Source organism: Burkholderia sp. COPS (assembly GCF_019425585.1).
Lineage (GTDB): Bacteria > Pseudomonadota > Gammaproteobacteria > Burkholderiales > Burkholderiaceae > Burkholderia > Burkholderia cepacia.
The window spans coordinates 146,574-166,323 of the sequence record NZ_WIXR01000002.1; the positions used below are offsets into that span (position 1 = coordinate 146,574).

Below are 19,750 nucleotides of genomic sequence, written 5' to 3' on the forward strand. Positions count from 1 at the left end.
CGCCTTCGACGCGGCGGCCGGCGGCCGGCGGCCGGCGGGTGTCGGATGTGCCGCGTGGTTCGGGCGGCGCAGGCGTGGATCAGCCGATGCCGGTCTTGTGCGATTCAACGACGACCGCGCACGTGACGAAGCGGTTTCCCGAGGCCGACAAACCGGGCGCCCGGTAGCGGGCGCCACGTCAGTGTCTGAGCACGCAAACAGCGACGATTTCGTATCCGGGGTCGGCATGCAGGTGCGCCGCCATTTCCGCTTCCTCATACGAACGAAACGACGTGGCATCCTCAACCGCCGGTGCCATGCCGATATCGCCATCCTCGGCGGTGCACAGGAACTGCTCGCCGGTCTTCACGACATAGACGGACAACATGATTCCCTCCATCGTTTGCAGGGGGAAATTTCAGTCTAGCAGGCCGGAAAAGGGGCGCGGGCGGTTTGCAGCGCCCCGTTTCCGCGAGGCTGTCGCCGGAGGGTTTGCAGCGTCGGATGTCAGCGTGGCATGCGACGGGAGCGGAAAGCCGTGCACAATACCGGCATGCAGACCCCAGATCTCGAACACCTCGTCACCGTCACCATGCCCTTTGGAAAGTACAAGGGCCGACTCATTGCCGACCTGCCCGGGCCTTACCTCAACTGGCTGGCTCGCGAAGGGTTCCCGCGCGGCGAAATCGGCCGGCAGCTTGCGCTGATGCATGAAATCGACCACAACGGCCTGCGCGACTTGCTGGAGCCGTTGCGCAAACGCGGATAACGTCGCTCGGTGCCGAACGGCTTCGCATGCGGCAGCGGCGCTGGCCCGCGCGCACCTACTGTGTTGCCGTTGCTGACATAGAATGGAAAGCGTAGTCGACGGCACAAAGGGGTGCCAACATGAGACGCCTTTATTTCCTCGTACCCGATACGCAGATGGCCAAGGCCATCGTCGACGATCTATTGCGCGCACGTATCATCTGGCGCCATATCCACGTCCTCGCCGATCACAGCGTCGCACTCGATCAGTTGCCCGAAGCATCGTTGCTGCAAAGCAGCGATGTCGTGCATGCGCTCGAGCGCGGCGTCGCGCTTGGCGGCGCGGCGGGTGCACTGATCGGCCTCGTCGCGCTGGTATTTCCCCCGGCGGAACTCGTGATCGCGGGCGGCGCCGTTGTCGGGTTGACGCTGGCGGGAGCAGGTTTCGGCGCGTGGACCGCCGCGATGATCGGCATTGCCGAGCCGAACGCGCGACTCCAGCGATTTCGCGAGGCCATACAGGAAGGCCAGATCCTGATCATGGCCGATGTGCCGGCATTGCGAGAGCAGGAAATCGAGGAGATGGTCGCCAGGCATTTTCCGACGGCGGACCTGGAAGGCGCCGAGCCCACGACACCGATCTTCCCCTGACGCGCGACAGCAAGCCGGCCTGCCCGATACCTGGGTTCATCGACGCATTTCGTCGAACGCACGGCCGCGCGCGGAGAAGGGCGTTCGCACGTTGCGCCCGCAACCCTGCTTCCAGATCGCTCGAGTGACGCAGGCCCGACGCGCGTGACGCCCTCGGAACCGAAGCGCCGACGTCGAAGCGTCGGCAAGGAGGTCGTATGGAACTGCACATGCAATCGCACCATTGGGCGCGTCGGACGCCGGACTGGGTCGCCGCCGCCGTGGCCGGTCTCGCAGGCGGTGCGCTGGTGATCGCGCTGGAATTCGTCTGGTCGACACTCGTGCTCGGCTCGAGCCCGTGGCAACCGACACACAAGATCGCGGCGATGGTGATGGGCCGCAGCGCGCTCGGCCAGATGACGCAATTCAACCTTGAAATCGTCGCGATGGCGCTGCTGCTGCACTACGTGCTCGGCGCGATCATGGGGGTGATGCTCGCGGCGATCATGGCGCCTTTCCGCCTCGATTCGAGCGTGGGCATGGAAGCCGCCATCGGGCTGGCGTTCGGGATCGTCGCGTATGGGTGGAACTTCTACGTCATGACGGCCGTGTTCCCGTGGTTCGTCTCCGAGCGGGGTGCCGGGCCGTTGCTGGCCAACCTGTTGTTCGGCGTGGTTGCGGCCATCACCTACGGCAGGCTCGAGCGAGTGCGCAAGCACAACGTGGACGACTGATACATCGCGTTTCCCGCCGCGCCGAGCCTGACCACCCTGCGTTCGCGGGAGACACGGAACCCGGCGTCGGCGGCGCCGGCGAGTGATATGCAGCGAGGCGGCCTATGGCCCTTGCGATTGCCCTGGTCCTGATCATCCTGTTGGCGGTGGGGTTTCACTTTGCCAGTCCGTGGTGGATCACACCGATCGCATCGAACTGGGTGCGCATGGACGACATGCTGACGATCACGCTCGTCATCACTGGTGCATTCTTCGTCGCCATCAACCTGTTCATCGTCGTCGCACTGGTGCGCTATCGGCACCGCAGCGGGCATCGCGCGGCCTACGAGCCGCACAACCGCCGGCTGGAATGGTGGCTGATCGGCCTGACCGCTATCGGCGTGGCGGCGTTGCTGGCGCCGGGGCTGTTCGTCTACGCGGACTACATCCGGCCGCCGCGCAACGTGCTGCAGATGGAAGTGCTCGGCCAGCAATGGCAATGGCGCTTCCGTTTCGCGGGCCCCGGCGGCAAGCTGGGCACGACGGACGTGCGCTACATCAGCAACGACAACCCGTTCGGCCTGAACCCCGCCGACCCCAACGGCCGTGACAATTACCTGATCGAGACGCCCGAGGTACACCTGCCGCTCAACCGGCCGGTCCAGGTGCTGACGCGCTCGCGCGACGTGCTGCACGATTTCTACGTTCCGCCGTTCCGGGCGCGGATGAACATGGTGCCGGGCATGGTGACCACCTTCTGGTTCACGCCGACCAGGGCAGGGCGCTACGACATCCTGTGCGCGCAGCTCTGCGGGATCGGGCACTCCGGCATGCGCGGCGTGGTGGTCGTGGAAGACGAAGCCGCGTTCTCGCGCTGGCTGGCGCAGCAGACCACCTTCGCGCAGCAGCAACTCGCCCACGTGCAGGCAACCCCCGCCGCTGCCGGCGGCAGCGCGCACGCACTCGCCGAACTGGGCAAGACGCTCGCGGCGGCCAAGGGCTGCGTGGCCTGCCATACGGTGGACGGCAGCCCGCTCGTGGGCCCGACCTGGAAGGGCCTGTACGGCAAGACCGAAACGATGGCCGACGGCAGCACCGCGAAGGTGGACGAAGCCTATCTGCGCGCGTTCATCCGCAATCCGGCGGCGCGGGTCGTGAAGGGGTTCTCGCCGATCATGCCGCACTTCGACCTGAGCGACCAGGAACTGTCCGCACTGGTGGCATATATCGAGGCGCAAGGCGGGCCGCCTCCGGCCGGTACCGCGGCCAGGCAATAGCGGAGCAGAAACCATGACCTACGCGCATAGCGACCACGCCCCGCAGAGCTTCTGGACCCGCTATGTCTGGAGCCAGGACCACAAGGTCATCGCGGTGCAGTATGCGATGACGGCCATCGCGATCGGGCTGGTCGGCCTCGTATTGTCCGACCTGATGCGGCTGCAGCTCGGCTTCCCGGGCAAGTTCGCGTTCATCGACGCGAACCACTACTACCAGTTCGTCACGATGCACGGGATGATCATGGTGATCTACCTGCTGACGGCGCTGTTCCTGGGCGGCTTCGGCAACTACCTGATCCCGCTGATGCTCGGCGCGCGCGACATGGTGTTCCCGTTTCTCAACATGCTGAGCTACTGGGTCTACCTGCTGGCCGTGCTGGTGTTGGTGGCGAGCTTCTTCGTGCCGGGCGGGCCGACCGGCGCGGGCTGGACGCTGTACCCGCCGCAGGCCATCCTGCCGGGCACGCCGGGCGTCGAATGGGGCATCGTGCTGATGCTCGCGTCGCTGGCGATCTTCATCGTCGCGGCGACCATGGGCGGCCTGAATTACGTGACCACCACGCTGCAGGCACGCACGCGCGGCATGACGCTGATGCGCATGCCGCTCACGGTGTGGGGCATCTTCATCGCGACCATCATGGCGCTGCTGGCGTTTCCGGCGCTGTTCGTGTCGGCGGTGATGATGCTGTTCGACAGGACGCTCGGCACCAGTTTCTTCGTGCCGGCCGTGGTGTCGATGGGGCAGACGCTCAAGCATGCCGGCGGCAGCCCGCTGCTGTTCCAGCACCTGTTCTGGTTCTTCGGGCATCCGGAGGTCTACATCGTCGCGCTGCCGGCCTTCGGCATCGCATCGGACCTGATCAGCACGCACGCGCGCAAGAGCATCTTCGGCTACCGGATGATGGTGTGGGCCATCGTCGTCATCGGCGCGCTGAGCTTCGTGGTCTGGGCGCACCACATGTTCATCGCCGGCATGAATCCGTACTTCGGTTTCTTCTTCGCCACCACCACGCTCATCATCGCCGTGCCGACCGCCCTCAAGGTCTACAACTGGGTGCTGACGCTGTGGCGCGGCGATATCCACCTGACCGTGCCGATGCTGTTCGCCATCGGCTTCATCAGCACCTTCGTGCTGGGCGGGCTGACCGGGCTCTACCTCGGCAACGTGAGTGTGGACATCCCGCTGTCGAACACGTATTTCGTGGTCGCGCACTTCCATATGGTGATGGCCGTGTCGCCGATCCTGGTGGTGTTCGGCGGCCTCTACCACTGGTACCCGAAGGTGACGGGCCGCATGCTCGACGACACGCTCGGGCGCGCGCACTTCTGGATCACCTTCGTCGGCACCTATGCGATCTACTTCCCGATGCACTATCTCGGCATCCTCGGCATGCCGCGGCGGTATTACGCGTACCAGGGCTACAGCTTCATCCCGCATTCGGCGCAGACGCTCAACACGTTCATCACCGTCGTCGCGCTGATCGTCGCGGCCGCGCAGTTGCTGTTCCTGTTCAACCTGGCGTGGAGCCTCGTGCACGGCCGGCGCGCCGACGGCAACCCGTGGCGGGCCACCACGCTGGAATGGCAGACGCCGCAAACGCCGCCCGCGCACGGCAACTGGGGCGCGGCGCTTCCCGTCGTCTACCGCTGGGCATACGAATACAGTCCGCCGGGGCAAGAGGAAGATTTCGTGCCGCAAAACCAGCCGCCCGCGACGGTGCCTGAACCGGCCCACCCGGCGCTTCACCCCGGCGAGGCCCACGAATGACCACGCTGCCGCGCCTCTTCGTTCACGACGCGCGACCCGGCTCGCCGAATGCGGGCCGCACCGGCCTGATCGTCTTCATGGCGGTCGCGGCGACGTTGTTCTCGCTGTTGCTGCTCGCCTATGCGATGCGCATGCGCGAGCCCGACTGGCAGCCGATCCCGCATCCGGCGCTACTGTGGTGGAACACCGGCGCGCTGGCGCTGGCCAGCGTCGCCATGCAGCGAGCCCGGCAACCGGCCTCGCACCGCACCGCGTGGCTCGTGTGCGGCGGCGTGCTGGCGGCCGCGTTCGTGGCCGGGCAACTGACCGCCTGGCACCTGCTGTCGGCTGGCGGGCAGACTGTCGCGGTCAATCCATCGAACAGCTTCCTCTACCTGCTTACCGGCCTGCACGGATTGCATGTGCTGGGCGGGCTGGCGGCATGGGCGGTGACGATCGCGCAGCTCCGGCGCGCGGACCCGTTCCGGGCCCGGCGGGTCATCGATCTGTGCGCGCTCTACTGGCATTTCCTGCTCGCGGTGTGGCTCGTGCTGCTGGCGGCGATGTGGTGGCTGACCCCCGGGATCGTCGCCGCCGTCTGCGGGCCGCCGTATGGAGCCGCGCCATGACCGCGCCCACGGCCCCCTCCGGATCCGCCGCCGGTTCGCACGCGGCCACGCCTGCCGATGCGCCATCTGCCGACACCCGGCCCGACGGCTGGCGCGGCATCGTCACGGACTGGTCGGCCGATCGCGAAGCCTTCAAGGTGCCGTGGGGCAAGGCGATGATGTGGATCTTCCTGCTGTCGGACACGTTCGTCTTCAGCAGTTTCCTGATCGGCTACATGACGGTGCGCATGTCGACCACGGCGCCGTGGCCCGATACCGCGAAGGTGTTCGGGCTCAGCGTGGGCGGCGTGGAGGTGCCGTTGCTGCTGATTGCGATCATGACGTTCACGCTGATCAGCAGCAGCGGCACCATGGCGATGGCCGTCAACTTCGGCTACCGGCGCAACGCGAGGCCCGCCGCCGCGCTGCTGCTGGCGACCGCGCTGCTGGGCGCCACCTTCGTGTCGCTGCAGGCGTTCGAATGGAGCAACCTGATCTTCCGGGAAGGCATCCGCCCGTGGGGCAATCCGCTGGGCGCGGCGCAGTTCGGCGCGTGTTTCTTCACGATCACCGGGTTCCACGGCTTTCACGTGACCTGCGGCGTGATCTACCTGCTGCTGATCGCACGCAAGATCCTGCAGCCGGGGTTCACCGAACACGGCAACTTCCAGATCGTCGAGATCGCCGGCCTGTACTGGCACTTCGTCGACCTGGTGTGGGTGTTCATCTTCGCGCTGTTCTACTTGTGGTGAGGCAGGCCATGGACGATACCGATCCCGCCGATCGACCCGACGCCGCGCACGGCCAGCAGCATCCGATCGGCCTCTACCTGAAGATCTGGGGCCTGCTGTTCGTGCTGAGCACGTTGTCGTACCTGGTCGACTATTTCAACGTGCAGGGCCTGTTGCGCTGGGTATTGATCGTCGTGCTGATGATCGCCAAGGCCGGGCTGATCGTGTCGATCTTCATGCACATGATGTGGGAGCGGCTGGCGCTGGTGTACGCGATTCTCGTGCCGCCGCTGTGCCTGCTGGTGCTCATGGTGCTGATGGCGGCCGAGGCGCATCACACGTTCGGGATGCGGGAATTGTTTTTTCGCTGATTCCTTCGCAAGGCGGTTCGCAGGGGATGAACGTGTCGCGGCGCGACGGGCACGGTGACGGGCCGCGGTTGTGCGCCGGGCGGCGTCGCGGCATCGGAGGAGCCGGTCATCCGGCCACGCAAATATCGAGGAGGGCAAGATGAAGTTTTCACGCCGACGTTTTATTGCTGCCACCACCGTTCTGGCATCCGCGCTGGCCGTTGGGCGCCGCGCGGCCGCGGCAGATACTGCGGCCGGTGCCGTGCAGGAAACCGATGCAAACGCCCAGGCCCTCGGCTACAAGACGGATGCAAGCTGGGTCGACCATGCGAAATTCCCGAAATTTCACGCGGGCGAGGCTTGCGCGAATTGCCAGTTCTTCCAGGGCAAGACCGGTGCGGCGATGGCGCCGTGCGCCATTTTCGGCGGCAAGCAGGTCAATGCGAAAGGCTGGTGCGGCGCTTACGCGAAAAAGGCGTAGCAGGGCAGGGGCGAGCGGGTGGCCGGGATACGTGATGCCCGGCCCCCCATGACTGATCGGACTCGAGCCACGCACCCGGCGCGACGCGAAATCCGGATGGCAGGCAAGGGTCAGAGGTCGCCGCGCACTTCACCGGTTCCCAGCGCGGTCCGCTGCCGGTTGACTTCCGCCCAAAGCGCGTCGCTGTCGTCATTGCGCAGCAGGACCATCCAGTCCAGTTGATCGTCGGTCACGTCGAAGTATTCCAGGATTTCCCGGCGAACCCCATCGACGAACTGCGCGAATTCAGGGGTTGCCTGGGCCTGCGCGTGCAACGCGTCGTATTCCGCATCGTCCGCGCCGCCGCCGTGCTCGTCGATGTAGCGCGAAATCCACTGGTCTATTTCGCGGTCGTAGTCGGCTTCGGCGCGCATCGCTTGCACGGCCGTGTAGAAATCCAGTTGGGCAAACGCGGCGATCGCCGCCGTTGTCGCCTCGTCGAAGGTAGTCGTCATTCCATCTCTCATGTTGGTCAGCGCGCATCATCGCACGGCTGCACCCGGGCAGGTACGTTGGTTCCGGATGGCGCGACACACGGCTTGTGTGCCGAAGTCCGACCCGGGCAACGGCACCATTTTCGGAAGGGGGATGCCTCCGCCGGATAGCTCGTCGGCGGTATGTTACCGGCTCGAAACGACCCGGAGCGGTCAGCCGGTCGACACGGAATCATCGGCTGCTGGAAATCACGTCGCTCATGTATTGATTCAGGTCGCGAAAATCCTGAACGGTCCAGGCATGCGGTGCCAGCTTGACGCCGTTCTCCCGCAAGGTTCTCGGAATCAGGTCCCCGTTCGGGCGAAGTATTACCGATGAAACGATGACGCCTGGATAATCATGGAGCCGCTTTTTGAACGCGGCAGTCGTGAGGTCGGGCGTGGGGGGATTGCTTTTCCCGGCCAATGGCCCGGTGCCCTTGATATCTGCGCCATGGCACATCGCGCATCTCTGTATGAAGAGATTTTTTCCGTTGACGTTTTGCGAGAAGGCGAGTGAAGGCTGAGTCAACACCCACGCTCCCAGCGAAGTGATGAGCCATGTTCTTGCTTTCATTTTCCTTGTCGTATCACGCGGATTGCCCGGCCGGGGAGTATAAACGCGTTATCGCGGAATGGGCCGCGCCTCCAACCGCCATCCCATGCCGCCCTCAGGGTCGTCATGGAAAACTGTATGAATGTACAGTATAGTGTCCGTCGAAATCGGGCCGCACAGGTGCAACCCTTGCGGCGCGTGCGCCGCGCCTGCGGGCATCCGCCGCAGCGTTCCGGCACCGGGCACTCTGGTTAACTCATTCAGACGGGCAGGCAAATTGTCATCCAGCAATCTGATCCGCATTCGCGGAGCACGTCAGCACAACCTCAAGAACCTCGATCTCGACCTGCGCACCGGCGAGATGACGGTCGTCACCGGCCCGTCGGGCTCCGGCAAGTCGAGTCTCGTGTTCGACACGCTGTACGCGGAAGGCCAGCGGCGCTACGTCGAGACGTTCAGCGCGTACGCGCGGCAGTTCCTCGACCGGATGGACCGCCCGCAGGTCGAGCGGGTCGACGGCGTGCCGCCCGCGATCGCGATCGACCAGACCAACCCGGTGCGCAGTTCGCGCTCGACCGTCGGCACGATGACCGAGCTGAACGATCACCTGAAGCTGCTGTACGCGCGCGCGGCCGAGCTGTTCGACCGCAAGACCGCGCGGCAGGTGCGGCACGACACGCCGGAGACGATCTACGCGGAGCTCGTCGCGCGCACGCAGGCGGACGATCCGCGCGTCGTCGTCACGTTCCCGGTCGAGCTGCCCGAAACGGCGTCCGATGAAGAAGTCGCGCAGTGGCTGTCCGCGAGCGGTTACACGCGCGTGCAGGCGCAACGCGAGGTCGCGTCGCCCACCGGGCCGCGCAAGGTGCTCGACGTGGTGGCCGACCGCTTTCGCGTGCAGCAGGCCGACAAGGTGCGCGTGGTCGAGGCGATCGAGGCGTCGCTGAAGCGCGGCGGCGGGCGCGTGAACGTGTACGTGCTGGCGCCGGAAGCGGAAAACGCGATCGCCGAGCCGCAGGTGTGGCGCTTCTCCACCGGGCTTCACGATCCCGACAGCGACCTGCGCTACGCGGAGCCGCAGGCGGCGCTGTTCTCGTTCAATTCGGCGTACGGCGCGTGCGAAACCTGCCGCGGCTTCGGCCGCGTGATCGGCGTCGATCTCGGCCTCGTGATCCCCGACGCGCGCAAGACGCTGCGCGGCGGCGCGATCAAGCCGATGCAGACGCCCGCGTGGAAGGAGTGCCAGGACGACCTGATGCGCTACGCGGCGAAAGCCGGCATCCCGCGCGACACGCCGTGGGCCGAGCTGTCGGACGCCGAGCGGGACTGGGTCGTCAACGGTTCGCCGGACTGGAACGGCAAATGGCAGAGCCAGTGGTACGGCGTGAAGCGCTTCTTCGGCTATCTCGAGTCGAAAGCGTACAAGATGCATATCCGCGTGCTGCTGTCGAAATACCGCAGCTACACGCCGTGCGACGTGTGCGGCGGCGCGCGCCTGAAGACGGAATCGCTGCAGTGGCGGCTCGGCTCGAAAGAGAACGCCGACGGCGTGCTCGCGCCGGCCGGCCGTTTCATGCCGCGCGGCGTCGACTGGAGCCGCGCGCAGCTCGAGGCGCTGCCGGGCCTGACCGTGCACGACCTGATGCTGTTGCCGATCGAGCGCATCCGCCGCTTCTTCGACGACATCAGCCTGCCGAGCGCGCTGCTCGACGATGCATTGAAGCTGCTGCTCGCCGAGGTGCGCACGCGCCTGAAATACCTGTGCGATGTCGGGCTCGGCTACCTGACGCTCGACCGGCAGAGCCGCACGCTGTCGGGCGGCGAGGTGCAGCGGATCAACCTGACGACGGCGCTCGGCACGTCGCTCACGAAAACCCTGTTCGTGCTCGACGAACCGAGCATCGGGCTGCATCCGCGCGATCTCACGCGGATCGTCGAGGCGATGCAGCGGTTGCGCGACGCGGGCAATACGCTGGTGGTGGTCGAACACGATCCGTCGGTGATGCTCGCGGCCGATCGCCTGATCGACATGGGGCCCGGCCCGGGCGAACGCGGCGGCACGATCGTCTATGACGGCACGCCGGCCGACATCCGCTCCGCGCACACGCTGACGGGCGAGTATCTCGGCGGCCGCAAGCAGGTCGCGCATGCGTCGAACTGGGCGCGCCGGGTGGTCGACGCGAATACGCCGCGCATCGTGCTCGAAGGCGCGAGCGAACACAACCTGCGCGACGTGACGGTCGAGATTCCGCTGCAGCGGCTCGTCTGCGTGACGGGCGTGTCGGGGTCCGGCAAGTCCACGCTGCTGCAGGACGTGCTCTATCCGGCGATGGCGCGGCACCACGGCAAGGCGACCGAGTCGCCGGGCGCGTACCGCAGCCTCACGGGCGCCGACCAGGTGGGCGACGTCGTGTTCGTCGACCAGTCGCCGATCGGCAAGACCACCCGTTCGAACCCGGCGAGCTACGTCGGCGCGTTCGACGAGATCCGCAAGCTGTTCGCGAAGGCGCCGCTTGCGCTGCAACGCGGCTACGGCGCCGGCACGTTCAGCTTCAACTCGGGCGACGGCCGTTGCCCGACCTGCGGCGGCTCGGGTTTCGAGCACATCGAGATGCAGTTCCTGAGCGACGTCTATCTGCGCTGCCCGGACTGCGACGGCAGCCGCTACCGCGCGGAGATTCTCGAAGTGCGCATCGAGCGCGACGGCCGCGCGCTGAGCATCGCCGACGTGCTCGATCTCACCGTCAGCGAAGCGGCCGCGTTCTTCGCGACCGACGCCGAGGTGCTGCGCGTGCTGCAGCCGATCGTCGACGTCGGCCTCGAATACGTGAAGCTCGGCCAGCCGGTGCCGACGCTGTCGGGCGGCGAAGCGCAGCGCCTGAAGCTGGCCGGCTTCCTCGCCGAATCGGCGGCGGCCGTGAACGGCCGCCGGGTCGTCACGGAGGAGGCGCGCATCGCGCGGGCGAAGCTGTTCATGTTCGACGAGCCGACCACCGGGCTGCACTTCGACGACATCGCGAAGCTGATGCAGGCGTTCGGCAAGCTGCTCGCGGCCGGCCATTCGCTGATCGTGATCGAGCACAACCTCGACGTGATCCGCGCGGCCGACTGGCTGATCGATCTCGGCCCGGAAGGCGGCGACGGCGGCGGCCTCGTGCTGTGCGCGGGCACGCCCGACGACGTGAAAGCCTGCGCCGAATCGCATACCGGCGTGGCGCTGCTGCAGTACGAACGCGCGATGGATGCCGACATGGCGCTCGCCGACGAAGGCAAGCCGCTGCAGGCCGTGCTGAACGCGGCGCGCGAGCGGCGTGCGATCGAAGGCGAGGACGTCGTGCGGATCGTCAACGCGCGCGAGCACAACCTGAAGGCGCTCGACGTCGACATTCCGCACGGCAAGTTCAACGTGATCACCGGCGTGTCGGGTTCCGGCAAGTCGACGCTCGCGTTCGACATCCTGTTCCACGAAGGCCAGCGCCGTTACCTCGAATCGCTGAACGCGTATGCGCGCTCGATCGTGCAGCCGGCCGGCCGCCCCGAGGTCGACGCGGTGTACGGCATCCCGCCGACCGTCGCGATCGAGCAGCGGCTGTCGCGCGGCGGGCGCAAGAGCACGGTCGCGACCACGTCCGAGGTGTGGCACTTCCTGCGGCTGCTGTACGTGAAGCTCGGCCTGCAGCATTGCATCCACGACGGCACGCCGGTCACGTCGCAGTCCGTCGAATCGATCGCCGCGCAGTTGCTGCGCGATCATCGCGGCGAACACGTCGGGCTGCTCGCGCCGCTCGTCGTGAACCGCAAGGGCGTGTATACGGATCTCGCGAAGTGGGCGAAGGCGCGCGGCAGCACGCATCTGCGGGTCGACGGCGAGTTCGTTCCGGTCGATCCGTGGCCGAAGCTCGACCGCTTCCGCGAGCATACGATCGAGCTGCCGGTCGCCGATATCGTCGTGTCCCCCGACAACGAAGCCGAACTGCGACGCGTGCTCGACGAGACGCTCGAACTCGGCAAGGGCGTGATGCATCTGCTCGCGCCGCTCGACGGGTTGCACGACGCGATGCAGAACGATCATTCGACCGCGCGGGTCGGCACGGTCAAGGTGCTGTCGGTCAAGCGCGCGTGCCAGGTGTGCGGCACGAGCTACCCGGAGCTGGACCCGCGGATGTTCTCGTACAACAGCAAGCACGGCTGGTGCACGACCTGCGTCGGCACCGGCGTCACGCTCACGCGCGAACAGCGCGCCGCGTATGACGACACGGTGCTCGCCGGGGACGATCGCGGCCGCGAGCAGACGCTGCCGTCGGACGAACAGGAACCGGAAGGCGTCGGCAACGAGCCGTGCCCGCATTGCAACGGCACGCGGCTGAACCCGTCCGCGCGGGCGGTGACGTTCGACGCGCATCCGATCGTCGAGGTCGCGCAATGGACGGTGTCGGACACGCGCCGCTGGATCGACGGGCTGGAGCTGACGGGGCGCGACGCGCAGATCGCGCGCGACATCGTCAGCGAGATCGGCAGCCGCCTCGCGTTTCTCGAGGAAGTCGGGCTCGGCTACCTGAGCCTCGATCGCGCGGCGCCGAGCCTGTCGGGCGGCGAAGCGCAGCGCATCCGGCTCGCGGCGCAGCTCGGCAGCAACCTGCAGGGTGTCTGCTACGTGCTCGACGAACCGACGATCGGTCTGCATCCGCGCGACAACCAGATCCTGCTGGATGCGCTGCGCAAGCTCGGCGACAAGGGCAACACGCTCGTCGTCGTCGAACATGACGAGGACACGATCCGCCGCGCCGATCACATCATCGACGTCGGCCCGGGCGCGGGCAAGCGCGGCGGCACGCTGGTCGCCGAGGGCGCGGTCGCCGATCTGGCCGCGCAGCCGGATTCCGTGACGGGCCGCCTGCTCGCGCAGCCGATGACGCACCCGCTGCAGCCGCGCCGCAGCGTGAGCCTGCCGGGCAGGAAGGGCGGCGCGGCCGTGCCGGAAGCCTGGCTGACCGTGCACGGCGCGCGGCTGCACAACCTGCGCGACGTCACGGTCGGCATTCCGCTCGCGCGGCTCGTCGCGGTCACGGGCGTGAGCGGCTCGGGCAAGTCGACGCTCGCGCGCGACGTGGTGATGACGAACCTGCTCGACGCGGTCGGCCGCTCGGTGCTGTCGTCGCCGGCCACGCGCCGCGCGCGCAAGGCCGCGCAGCAGGACGCGCCGGCTACCAACCGTCGCTCGAGCGTGCTCGCGCGCAGTGCGCCGCGGCCTTCGCTGAACGTCACGCATGCGTGGCAGGGCTGCGAATCGCTGAGCGGCTGGGAGCAGATCGACCGCGTGCTCGAAGTCGACCAGACGCCGATCGGCAAGACGCCGCGCTCGTGTCCGGCCACCTATATCGGCGTGTGGGACACGATCCGCAAGCTGTTCGCCGATACGCTGGAAGCGCGTGCGCGCGGCTACACGGCGTCGCGTTTCTCGTTCAACACCGGCGACGGGCGTTGCCCCGCATGCGAAGGGCAAGGCGTGCGCACGATCGGCATGAGCTTCCTGCCCGACGTGAAGGTGCCGTGCGACGTGTGCCACGGGCAGCGCTTCAACCCGGAGACGCTCGCCGTCACGTGGCGCGGCCGGAACATCGGCGACGTGCTGACGATGGAGATCGACGAGGCGGTGGAGTTTTTTGCGCCGATCTCGAACATCGCGCATCCGTTGCAGCTGATGAAGGATGTCGGCCTCGGCTACCTGACGCTCGGCCAGCCGTCGCCGACGTTGTCGGGCGGCGAGGCGCAGCGCATCAAGCTCGTCACCGAGCTGACGAAGGTGCGCGACGACATCACGCGGCGCGGCCAGAAGGCGCCGCACACGCTGTACGTGCTCGACGAGCCGACGGTCGGCCTGCACATGGCGGACGTCGCGAAGCTGATTCGCGTGCTGCACCGGCTCGTCGATGCGGGGCACAGCGTCGTCGTGATCGAGCACGATCTCGACGTGATCGCGGAAGCCGACTGGATCATCGATCTCGGGCCGGAAGGCGGCGTGGGCGGCGGCACGATCGTCGCGGCGGCGCCGCCGGAAGCGCTCGTGCAGGTGCGTGCGAGCCATACGGGGCAGGCGCTCAAGCCGGTGCTCGCGCGAACGGGCACGGGCGAAGGGGAAGCCGAGCGCGAGGGAGAAGCGCGGGTCGGGTGAGCGCGACACTTCGTGTTGACGGCACCGGTGCCAGGGGGATTGCCTCCTGGCTAACGGGCTCGGTTCCGTTCTTTCAAGCCGTGGGGTAATGGCTCCGGTGTGGCGCCGTTACTCCGCTTCCGATGCGCGATGCCTCGCGCTATCGGAGCTTCGTTTTCTGGTGTCGACCGGCGCCATTCCTGCATGCGGCGCCGTCAGGTCTGTCGATCGCTCGCTCGATTGCGTGCCCGTCACTAAAAACATATCCCCCACGCGTTTCTGCGCTGTCGCATCCATTCCGCGATCGGGTTCGGCTGCGCGTCAAACCGTTGCGCCAGAGCGGCCAGCGTCCGCTTGCCTTGGGCGTTGCAAGTGCAGCACCTTTGCATCTAACCCCGTCGGGTGTGACGGTCGGGTTCTCTTCTTCATCGTCCAGGTTTCCGGGCCGCATTATCGCTGGCGCATGAATCGCACGTTCCCCTTGTGCGACTGCCCGGGTTTGTACGGCCACGCCTGAATCAATCTCGATTTTCATTATGTGTGCACGCGCTATCTGTTTTGATACGCGCGTCATATCCATAGAAGAAATGACTGCAACGGGTCAGTCGCACGTTCTCCATAATCGACATCCGAGATTGCCTGCCTGTTCGACGCTTTTTCATGAAAGTTTGAATCCGGTCAGCCCGGCCATTTGCGAGGTTGAGTTCGATGTCTCGTTTCCTTTTTTCGATCCCCGATAAAAAACCGATCGCCAAAGAGGTGAACGCGCGCGTTCCGGTCGATGGTGCCGTGCCGGTCGTGCGTCATGCCTGTCGACAGGCGGATCGGGCAGATCCCGGGCCGACCGCACGCGGCGCGTGTACCACCAGACAGACCCAATGACGAAGGATACGAAAGTGAGCAACGTCCGCATTGATCACATTGCCTTCCTGACACCGGGCAATTACGCCGGTGAAGACGCGGCGGCGGGATTCGAGCAGACGCTCGAACTGTTCAGCGCGGGCGAGGCGCTCGGTTACGACAGCGCGTGGGTGCGGCAACGCCATCTCGAGCGCGCCGTGTCGTCGGCCGCCACGTTTCTCGCGGCGGCGAGCCAGCGCACGACCCGGATCGGATTGGGCGCCGCGGTCATCCAGATGGGATACGAGAATCCGTTCCGGCTGGCCGAGGATCTCGCCACCGTCGACGTGCTCTCGCGCGGGCGGCTCAATGTCGGGCTCAGCGCGGGCGCGCCGAATCACGGCGCGCTGCTGGGCGAGCGGCTGTTCGACACCGATCCGGATCTCGTCGACTTCTCGCATGCGCGTGTGGCACGCCTGCGCCGCAATCTCGCCGGTGACTGGCTCGGCGACGACGACACGTTCGTCGAATCGGCTGCGGGCCGGGTACGGCCGCGCGTGAGCCCGTTTGCGCCGGGCCTGACGGGGCGACTCTGGTACGGGGGCGGTTCCAGGCGCTCGATCGAATGGGCCGCCAGGAACGGGTTCAACCTGCTGATCGGCAATATAACCACGGGCGAGGGCACCGATAGCCATATCGACGCCCAGTTGCGGCAACTGGATCTGTATCGCGACCATTGGCATGAAGCTCACGAACCGCGGATCGCGCTGGGGCGTGTGATCGTCCCGACCGACGGCGCGAGCGCGAAGGAGCGCGAACGCTATCGCGCATTTGCCGACGCCCGCCACGCCCGCACGCTGGCGCCGCAGGGCGAGCGGCGCACGCTGTTCGCGCCGGATCTCGTCGGCAGCTCGGACGAGATCGTGGAGCGGCTGCTGGCCGACCCGGTGGTCGGACAGGTGCGGGAGCTGCGCCTCGAATTGCCTTACGACCTGCCGTTCGAGAACTACCGGCAGATCCTCGACGATTTCATCACGCGTATCGCCCCGGCACTCGGGTGGCAGCCGGTTGACCGGCGCGAGCCCGCCGCGGCCTGATGCGATCGACATGACATTCCATCGAATGGCGCACGTGATCGAAGTCGGCGACGGACCGGATGCCGCCGGGCACGCCGCACGTTCGATCTCGTTGCAACTGGACCGAACATGACCACCGCTTCTCCATCCCGGCTCGCGGCAATCGGCCGCCCGCGCCGCTTCGGCAACAGGCAGACGCATCCGGTTCGCCGCTTCGGCGGCATCGCGATCGCCATTGCGCTGCATCTCGTCCTGATCTGGGCGCTCGTGAACGGTCTCGCGACCCGGGTCGTCCAGATCGTCCAGCAACCGATCGAGGCACGCATCATCGCACCGGTGAAGCCGCCGCCGCCTCCGCCGCCACCGAAGGCGGTCGAAAAGGTCGTGTCGAAGCCGAGGGCGACGGCGCCGCCGCCGCCGTTCGTGCCGCCGCCGGAGGTGCACGTGCAGGCCCCGCCGCCCGCCACCATCACGCATCAGGACGTGCCGGCGCCGAGCGCACCGGTGCACGAGGCGCCGCCCGCGCCGGCGCCGGTGCCGGTTGCCAAGCCGGTGAATCGCGAGATCGGTGTGGTCTGCCCGAATTCGGACGAGGTGCGGTCGTCGATCGTCTACCCGGCGGAGGCACAGGACAACAACATCACGGGCGACGTGACCGTCGAATTCACCGTCGATCCGGACGGCCGCGTCACGAACCTGCGGGTCGCGCAGCCGGCCGACCCGGTGCTCAATCGTGCGGCGCTCAACGCGGTCAAGCGCTTCAACTGTATTGCCCAGGGGCAATCCGTGCGCGTGCGCGTACCGTTTTCCTTCAACCTGAATTGACGCAGGCCACGGCAAGCCGTTCGACCGGGCCGGTTTTTCGAATCGACACATGACGCATACGGAGTCCTTATGAACAAGCGTTTTCGCGCCGCAGTCGCGGCAAGTCTGATGATATCGGCCGGCATCGGCGGCACGCTGATCGCCCCGCAAGCCGTGCTTGCACAGCAAGCGGCGGCATCCGCGAGCCAGGCAACCTCCGGCGTGGCACTGACCTCGGCGGCACCGGCTGCCTCAAGTGCGGCCGATCGTGCGGTGCCGCCGCCCGAACCCGCGACGTCGGCCACCGTCGAGAACCCGTACGGCCTGGGCGCCCTGTGGGCGAACGGCGATTTCGTCGCGCGTTTCGTACTGGGGCTGCTCGTGGTCATGTCGCTCGGCAGCTGGTACGTCATGGTCACCAAGTTCATCGAGCAGGCACGCGCGAACGGCCGCGCGAAGTCGGCCGACGAGCAGGTCTGGAATGCGCCGACGCTGGCCGAGGGTGCCGCCCAGCTCGACGATACGTCGCCGTTTCGCTTCATCGCCGAGAATGCGATCGAGGCGGGGGAGCACCACGACACCGCATTGCTCGATTCGGTCGACCGCAACACCTGGATCGAGCTGAACATCGAGCGCTCGATCACCAGCGTGTCGAACCGACTGCAGGATGGCCTGGCGTTTCTCGGCACGGTGGGCTCCACCGCGCCGTTCGTCGGCCTGTTCGGCACCGTGTGGGGCATCTATCACGCGCTGACGGCCATCGGCATCGCGGGCCAGGCGTCGATCGACAAGGTTGCCGGCCCGGTGGGCGAGGCGCTGATCATGACCGCGATCGGCCTCGCGGTGGCCGTGCCGGCCGTGCTCGGCTACAACTTCCTCGTGCGTCGCAACAAGTCGGTCATGGAACGCGTGCGCGATTTCGGCGCGCAACTGCACACGGTATTGCTCGCGGGCGGCAGGCGCGCGGCGGGCCGCATCGCGACGCCGGCGGCACAGTCGCCGCAGGCGCTGGCGGTTCAGTCGTAAGCGGGGCGCGTCATGGCAATCAGTGTCGGCGGTGACGACAACGACGAGGTGATCTCGGCGATCAACACGACGCCGCTCGTGGACGTGATGCTGGTGCTGCTGATCATCTTCCTGATCACGATCCCGGTGGTGACGCACACAATCCAGGTGCAGTTGCCGGCGGAGCGCGTCCAGCCGCTGCAGACCCAGCCGAAAAGCATCGAGATCGCAGTGAACCGGCAGGGCGACCTTTTCTGGGGCACCGAGCATGTGAACCTTTCGACGCTGGTGTCGCGGCTGAAGGAGATTTCGACGCAGGCGCCGCAGCCGGACGTGCACGTGCGCGGCGATCAGGCGACGCCATATCAGTACATCGGCCGGGTCGTCGCGGCATGCGAGCGGGCCGGGGTCGTCAAGGTCGCCTTCATCACGCAGCCGCCCGCGCGCGGGGGCTAGGGAGTTCGAACGATGGGTATGAACGCAGGCTCCGGAGGGAGCAAGGACGAGCCGGACGTGATGGTGGACATCAACACCACGCCGTTGATCGACGTGATGCTGGTGCTGCTGATCATGTTGATTATCACGATCCCGATCCAGATGCACTCGGTGAAGATGAACCTGCCAGTGGGGAACCCACCGCCGCCACCGCATCCGCCCCAGGTGGTGCAGATCGACATCGGTGCGGACGGGGCAGTCAACTGGAACGGCGCGGCAGTGAGCGGCGGGGCCGCGCTGGATGCGAAGTTCCGCGCGGTGGCGGCCGAGGCCGACCAGGACGAGATCCGGCTGCGCCCGGACAAGTCCGCACCGTACAAGGCGGTGGCCGAAGTGCTGGCCTCGGCCCAGCGCGAAGGCGCGACGAAGATCGGCCTGATCGGCAACGAGCAGTACATGGAGTGAGCGGCTCGAAAGAACGACGGCGCGGATCGAGTCGTATCCCGCCGGGTCGCACGCGATCGCGCGATCCGCTCGGGTGCCGCTGCCCGCGCAATCGCCGCACTGTCACGTAAATTCACGCAACCGCGCGTGAATCGCATTTTCCGGCCGGGTGACGCAAACGTGTTGCCCAGGCCCGGCGCTCCCGCACGAGCAGATCACCTGCCAAGCTTCAAACGGATACGCCGGGCGACCGGCCATCCATTCGCATCGAGAAACCGACGCGTTCCTCCTGAGCCGGCCACCCCCATCAGCGGAGACGGCTCGAAGCGGAGCAGGGCCGCCGGGCCGCGATCGTTCCGCCATCGCAATGATGTCGACATCGTCACGATACTTTCCGGCCCATCGGTTCGAACATGCAATGCGCAGCTTGTCGAGCGAAATCGATATTTCACAAACGTGCGCATATTCCCTTTAATTATTCAAATCGGGCATCGTCAATATCTGCCGATTTAACCGGCGCCATTTCCATTCGCCACGCAATCGCAACATTTTCTGCGTGATTGCGTAATCGTGCGCAAGGCCGCTAATTGTCGGATGAATTGATAAATGAAAATGCGTATTTGTTATTTAACAAACGATTACACCAGGAGGATGATTCGTCACG

Annotated in this window: 18 protein-coding genes; 15 read left to right on the plus strand and 3 right to left on the minus strand. The window is 66.5% G+C overall.

All coding sequences use genetic code 11. The features are described from left to right. Window positions 1-178: 178 nt before the first annotated feature. Window positions 179-367 carry a hypothetical protein gene (locus tag FOZ70_RS01185; protein ID WP_021156550.1) on the minus strand — a complete coding sequence of 63 codons (189 nt, stop codon included), beginning with the start codon at window positions 365-367 and terminating at the stop codon, window positions 179-181. A 165-nt stretch (window positions 368-532) separates the two neighbouring features. Here FOZ70_RS01185 and FOZ70_RS01190 point away from each other — a divergent pair, with 165 nt between their 5' ends. The 9 genes from FOZ70_RS01190 to FOZ70_RS01230 all read left to right on the plus strand — a co-directional run bounded on the left by FOZ70_RS01190 (window position 533) and on the right by FOZ70_RS01230 (window position 7,263). Continuing rightward, the gene (locus tag FOZ70_RS01190; protein WP_027792801.1) at window positions 533-748 is read left to right on the plus strand and encodes a DUF3820 family protein; all 216 of its coding nucleotides are present in this window, start codon (window positions 533-535) and stop codon (window positions 746-748) included. A gap of 119 nt (window positions 749-867) precedes the next feature. After that, on the plus strand, window positions 868-1,377 hold the full coding sequence (locus FOZ70_RS01195; protein WP_048027368.1) for a hypothetical protein: 510 nt from the start codon (window positions 868-870) through the stop codon (window positions 1,375-1,377). A gap of 197 nt (window positions 1,378-1,574) precedes the next feature. Continuing rightward, window positions 1,575-2,090, plus strand: a complete 516-nt coding sequence (locus tag FOZ70_RS01200) for a hypothetical protein (protein WP_021156553.1) — start codon at window positions 1,575-1,577, stop codon at window positions 2,088-2,090. 104 nt (window positions 2,091-2,194) lie between these two features. Beyond that, window positions 2,195-3,346, plus strand: coding sequence for a c-type cytochrome (locus FOZ70_RS01205; protein ID WP_059621342.1), 1,152 nt, complete (start codon window positions 2,195-2,197; stop codon window positions 3,344-3,346). Between the two features lie 13 nt (window positions 3,347-3,359). Beyond that, complete coding sequence (ctaD, locus tag FOZ70_RS01210) at window positions 3,360-5,114, plus strand: cytochrome c oxidase subunit I (RefSeq protein ID WP_219704784.1); 1,755 nt, start codon at window positions 3,360-3,362, stop codon at window positions 5,112-5,114. Beyond that, window positions 5,111-5,722, plus strand: coding sequence for a cytochrome c oxidase subunit 3 (locus FOZ70_RS01215; RefSeq protein WP_219704785.1), 612 nt, complete (start codon window positions 5,111-5,113; stop codon window positions 5,720-5,722). The genes ctaD and FOZ70_RS01215 overlap by 4 nt, the downstream gene beginning before the upstream one ends. Then, on the plus strand, window positions 5,719-6,453 hold the full coding sequence (locus tag FOZ70_RS01220) for a heme-copper oxidase subunit III family protein (protein WP_059587402.1): 735 nt from the start codon (window positions 5,719-5,721) through the stop codon (window positions 6,451-6,453). The genes FOZ70_RS01215 and FOZ70_RS01220 overlap by 4 nt, the downstream gene beginning before the upstream one ends. Before the next feature lie 8 nt (window positions 6,454-6,461). Continuing rightward, a complete protein-coding gene (locus FOZ70_RS01225; protein ID WP_219704786.1) occupies window positions 6,462-6,803 on the plus strand; it encodes a cytochrome C oxidase subunit IV family protein in 342 nt (113 codons plus the stop codon). A 139-nt stretch (window positions 6,804-6,942) separates the two neighbouring features. Further along, complete coding sequence (locus tag FOZ70_RS01230; protein ID WP_219704787.1) at window positions 6,943-7,263, plus strand: high-potential iron-sulfur protein; 321 nt, start codon at window positions 6,943-6,945, stop codon at window positions 7,261-7,263. Between the two features lie 110 nt (window positions 7,264-7,373). Here FOZ70_RS01230 and FOZ70_RS01235 read toward each other — a convergent pair whose 3' ends face one another. After that, window positions 7,374-7,757: a hypothetical protein gene (locus FOZ70_RS01235; protein ID WP_060227947.1), complete on the minus strand. Its 384-nt coding sequence runs from the start codon at window positions 7,755-7,757 to the stop codon at window positions 7,374-7,376. 211 nt (window positions 7,758-7,968) lie between these two features. Further along, on the minus strand, window positions 7,969-8,352 hold the full coding sequence (locus tag FOZ70_RS01240) for a cytochrome c (RefSeq protein WP_081070067.1): 384 nt from the start codon (window positions 8,350-8,352) through the stop codon (window positions 7,969-7,971). Window positions 8,353-8,608: 256 nt separating this feature from the next. On the opposite strand from FOZ70_RS01240, the gene uvrA reads away from it, so the two are divergent. The 6 genes from uvrA (at window position 8,609) to FOZ70_RS01270 (ending at window position 19,107) form a co-directional block, all read left to right on the plus strand. After that, entirely contained in the window at window positions 8,609-14,503 is a 5,895-nt protein-coding gene (gene uvrA, locus FOZ70_RS01245; protein WP_219704788.1) for an excinuclease ABC subunit UvrA, read from the plus strand. A gap of 875 nt (window positions 14,504-15,378) precedes the next feature. Continuing rightward, the gene (locus tag FOZ70_RS01250; protein ID WP_021156563.1) at window positions 15,379-16,419 is read left to right on the plus strand and encodes an LLM class flavin-dependent oxidoreductase; all 1,041 of its coding nucleotides are present in this window, start codon (window positions 15,379-15,381) and stop codon (window positions 16,417-16,419) included. Window positions 16,420-16,527: 108 nt separating this feature from the next. Continuing rightward, a complete protein-coding gene (locus tag FOZ70_RS01255) occupies window positions 16,528-17,223 on the plus strand; it encodes an energy transducer TonB (RefSeq protein WP_219704789.1) in 696 nt (231 codons plus the stop codon). Between the two features lie 69 nt (window positions 17,224-17,292). After that, window positions 17,293-18,228 (plus strand): MotA/TolQ/ExbB proton channel family protein, encoded by a 936-nt coding sequence (locus FOZ70_RS01260; protein WP_059492862.1) that lies wholly within the window; start codon window positions 17,293-17,295, stop codon window positions 18,226-18,228. Between the two features lie 12 nt (window positions 18,229-18,240). After that, a complete protein-coding gene (locus tag FOZ70_RS01265; RefSeq protein WP_219704790.1) occupies window positions 18,241-18,663 on the plus strand; it encodes a biopolymer transporter ExbD in 423 nt (140 codons plus the stop codon). Between the two features lie 12 nt (window positions 18,664-18,675). Beyond that, entirely contained in the window at window positions 18,676-19,107 is a 432-nt protein-coding gene (locus tag FOZ70_RS01270; RefSeq protein WP_048027339.1) for a biopolymer transporter ExbD, read from the plus strand. The last annotated feature ends 643 nt before the right edge of the window (window positions 19,108-19,750 follow it).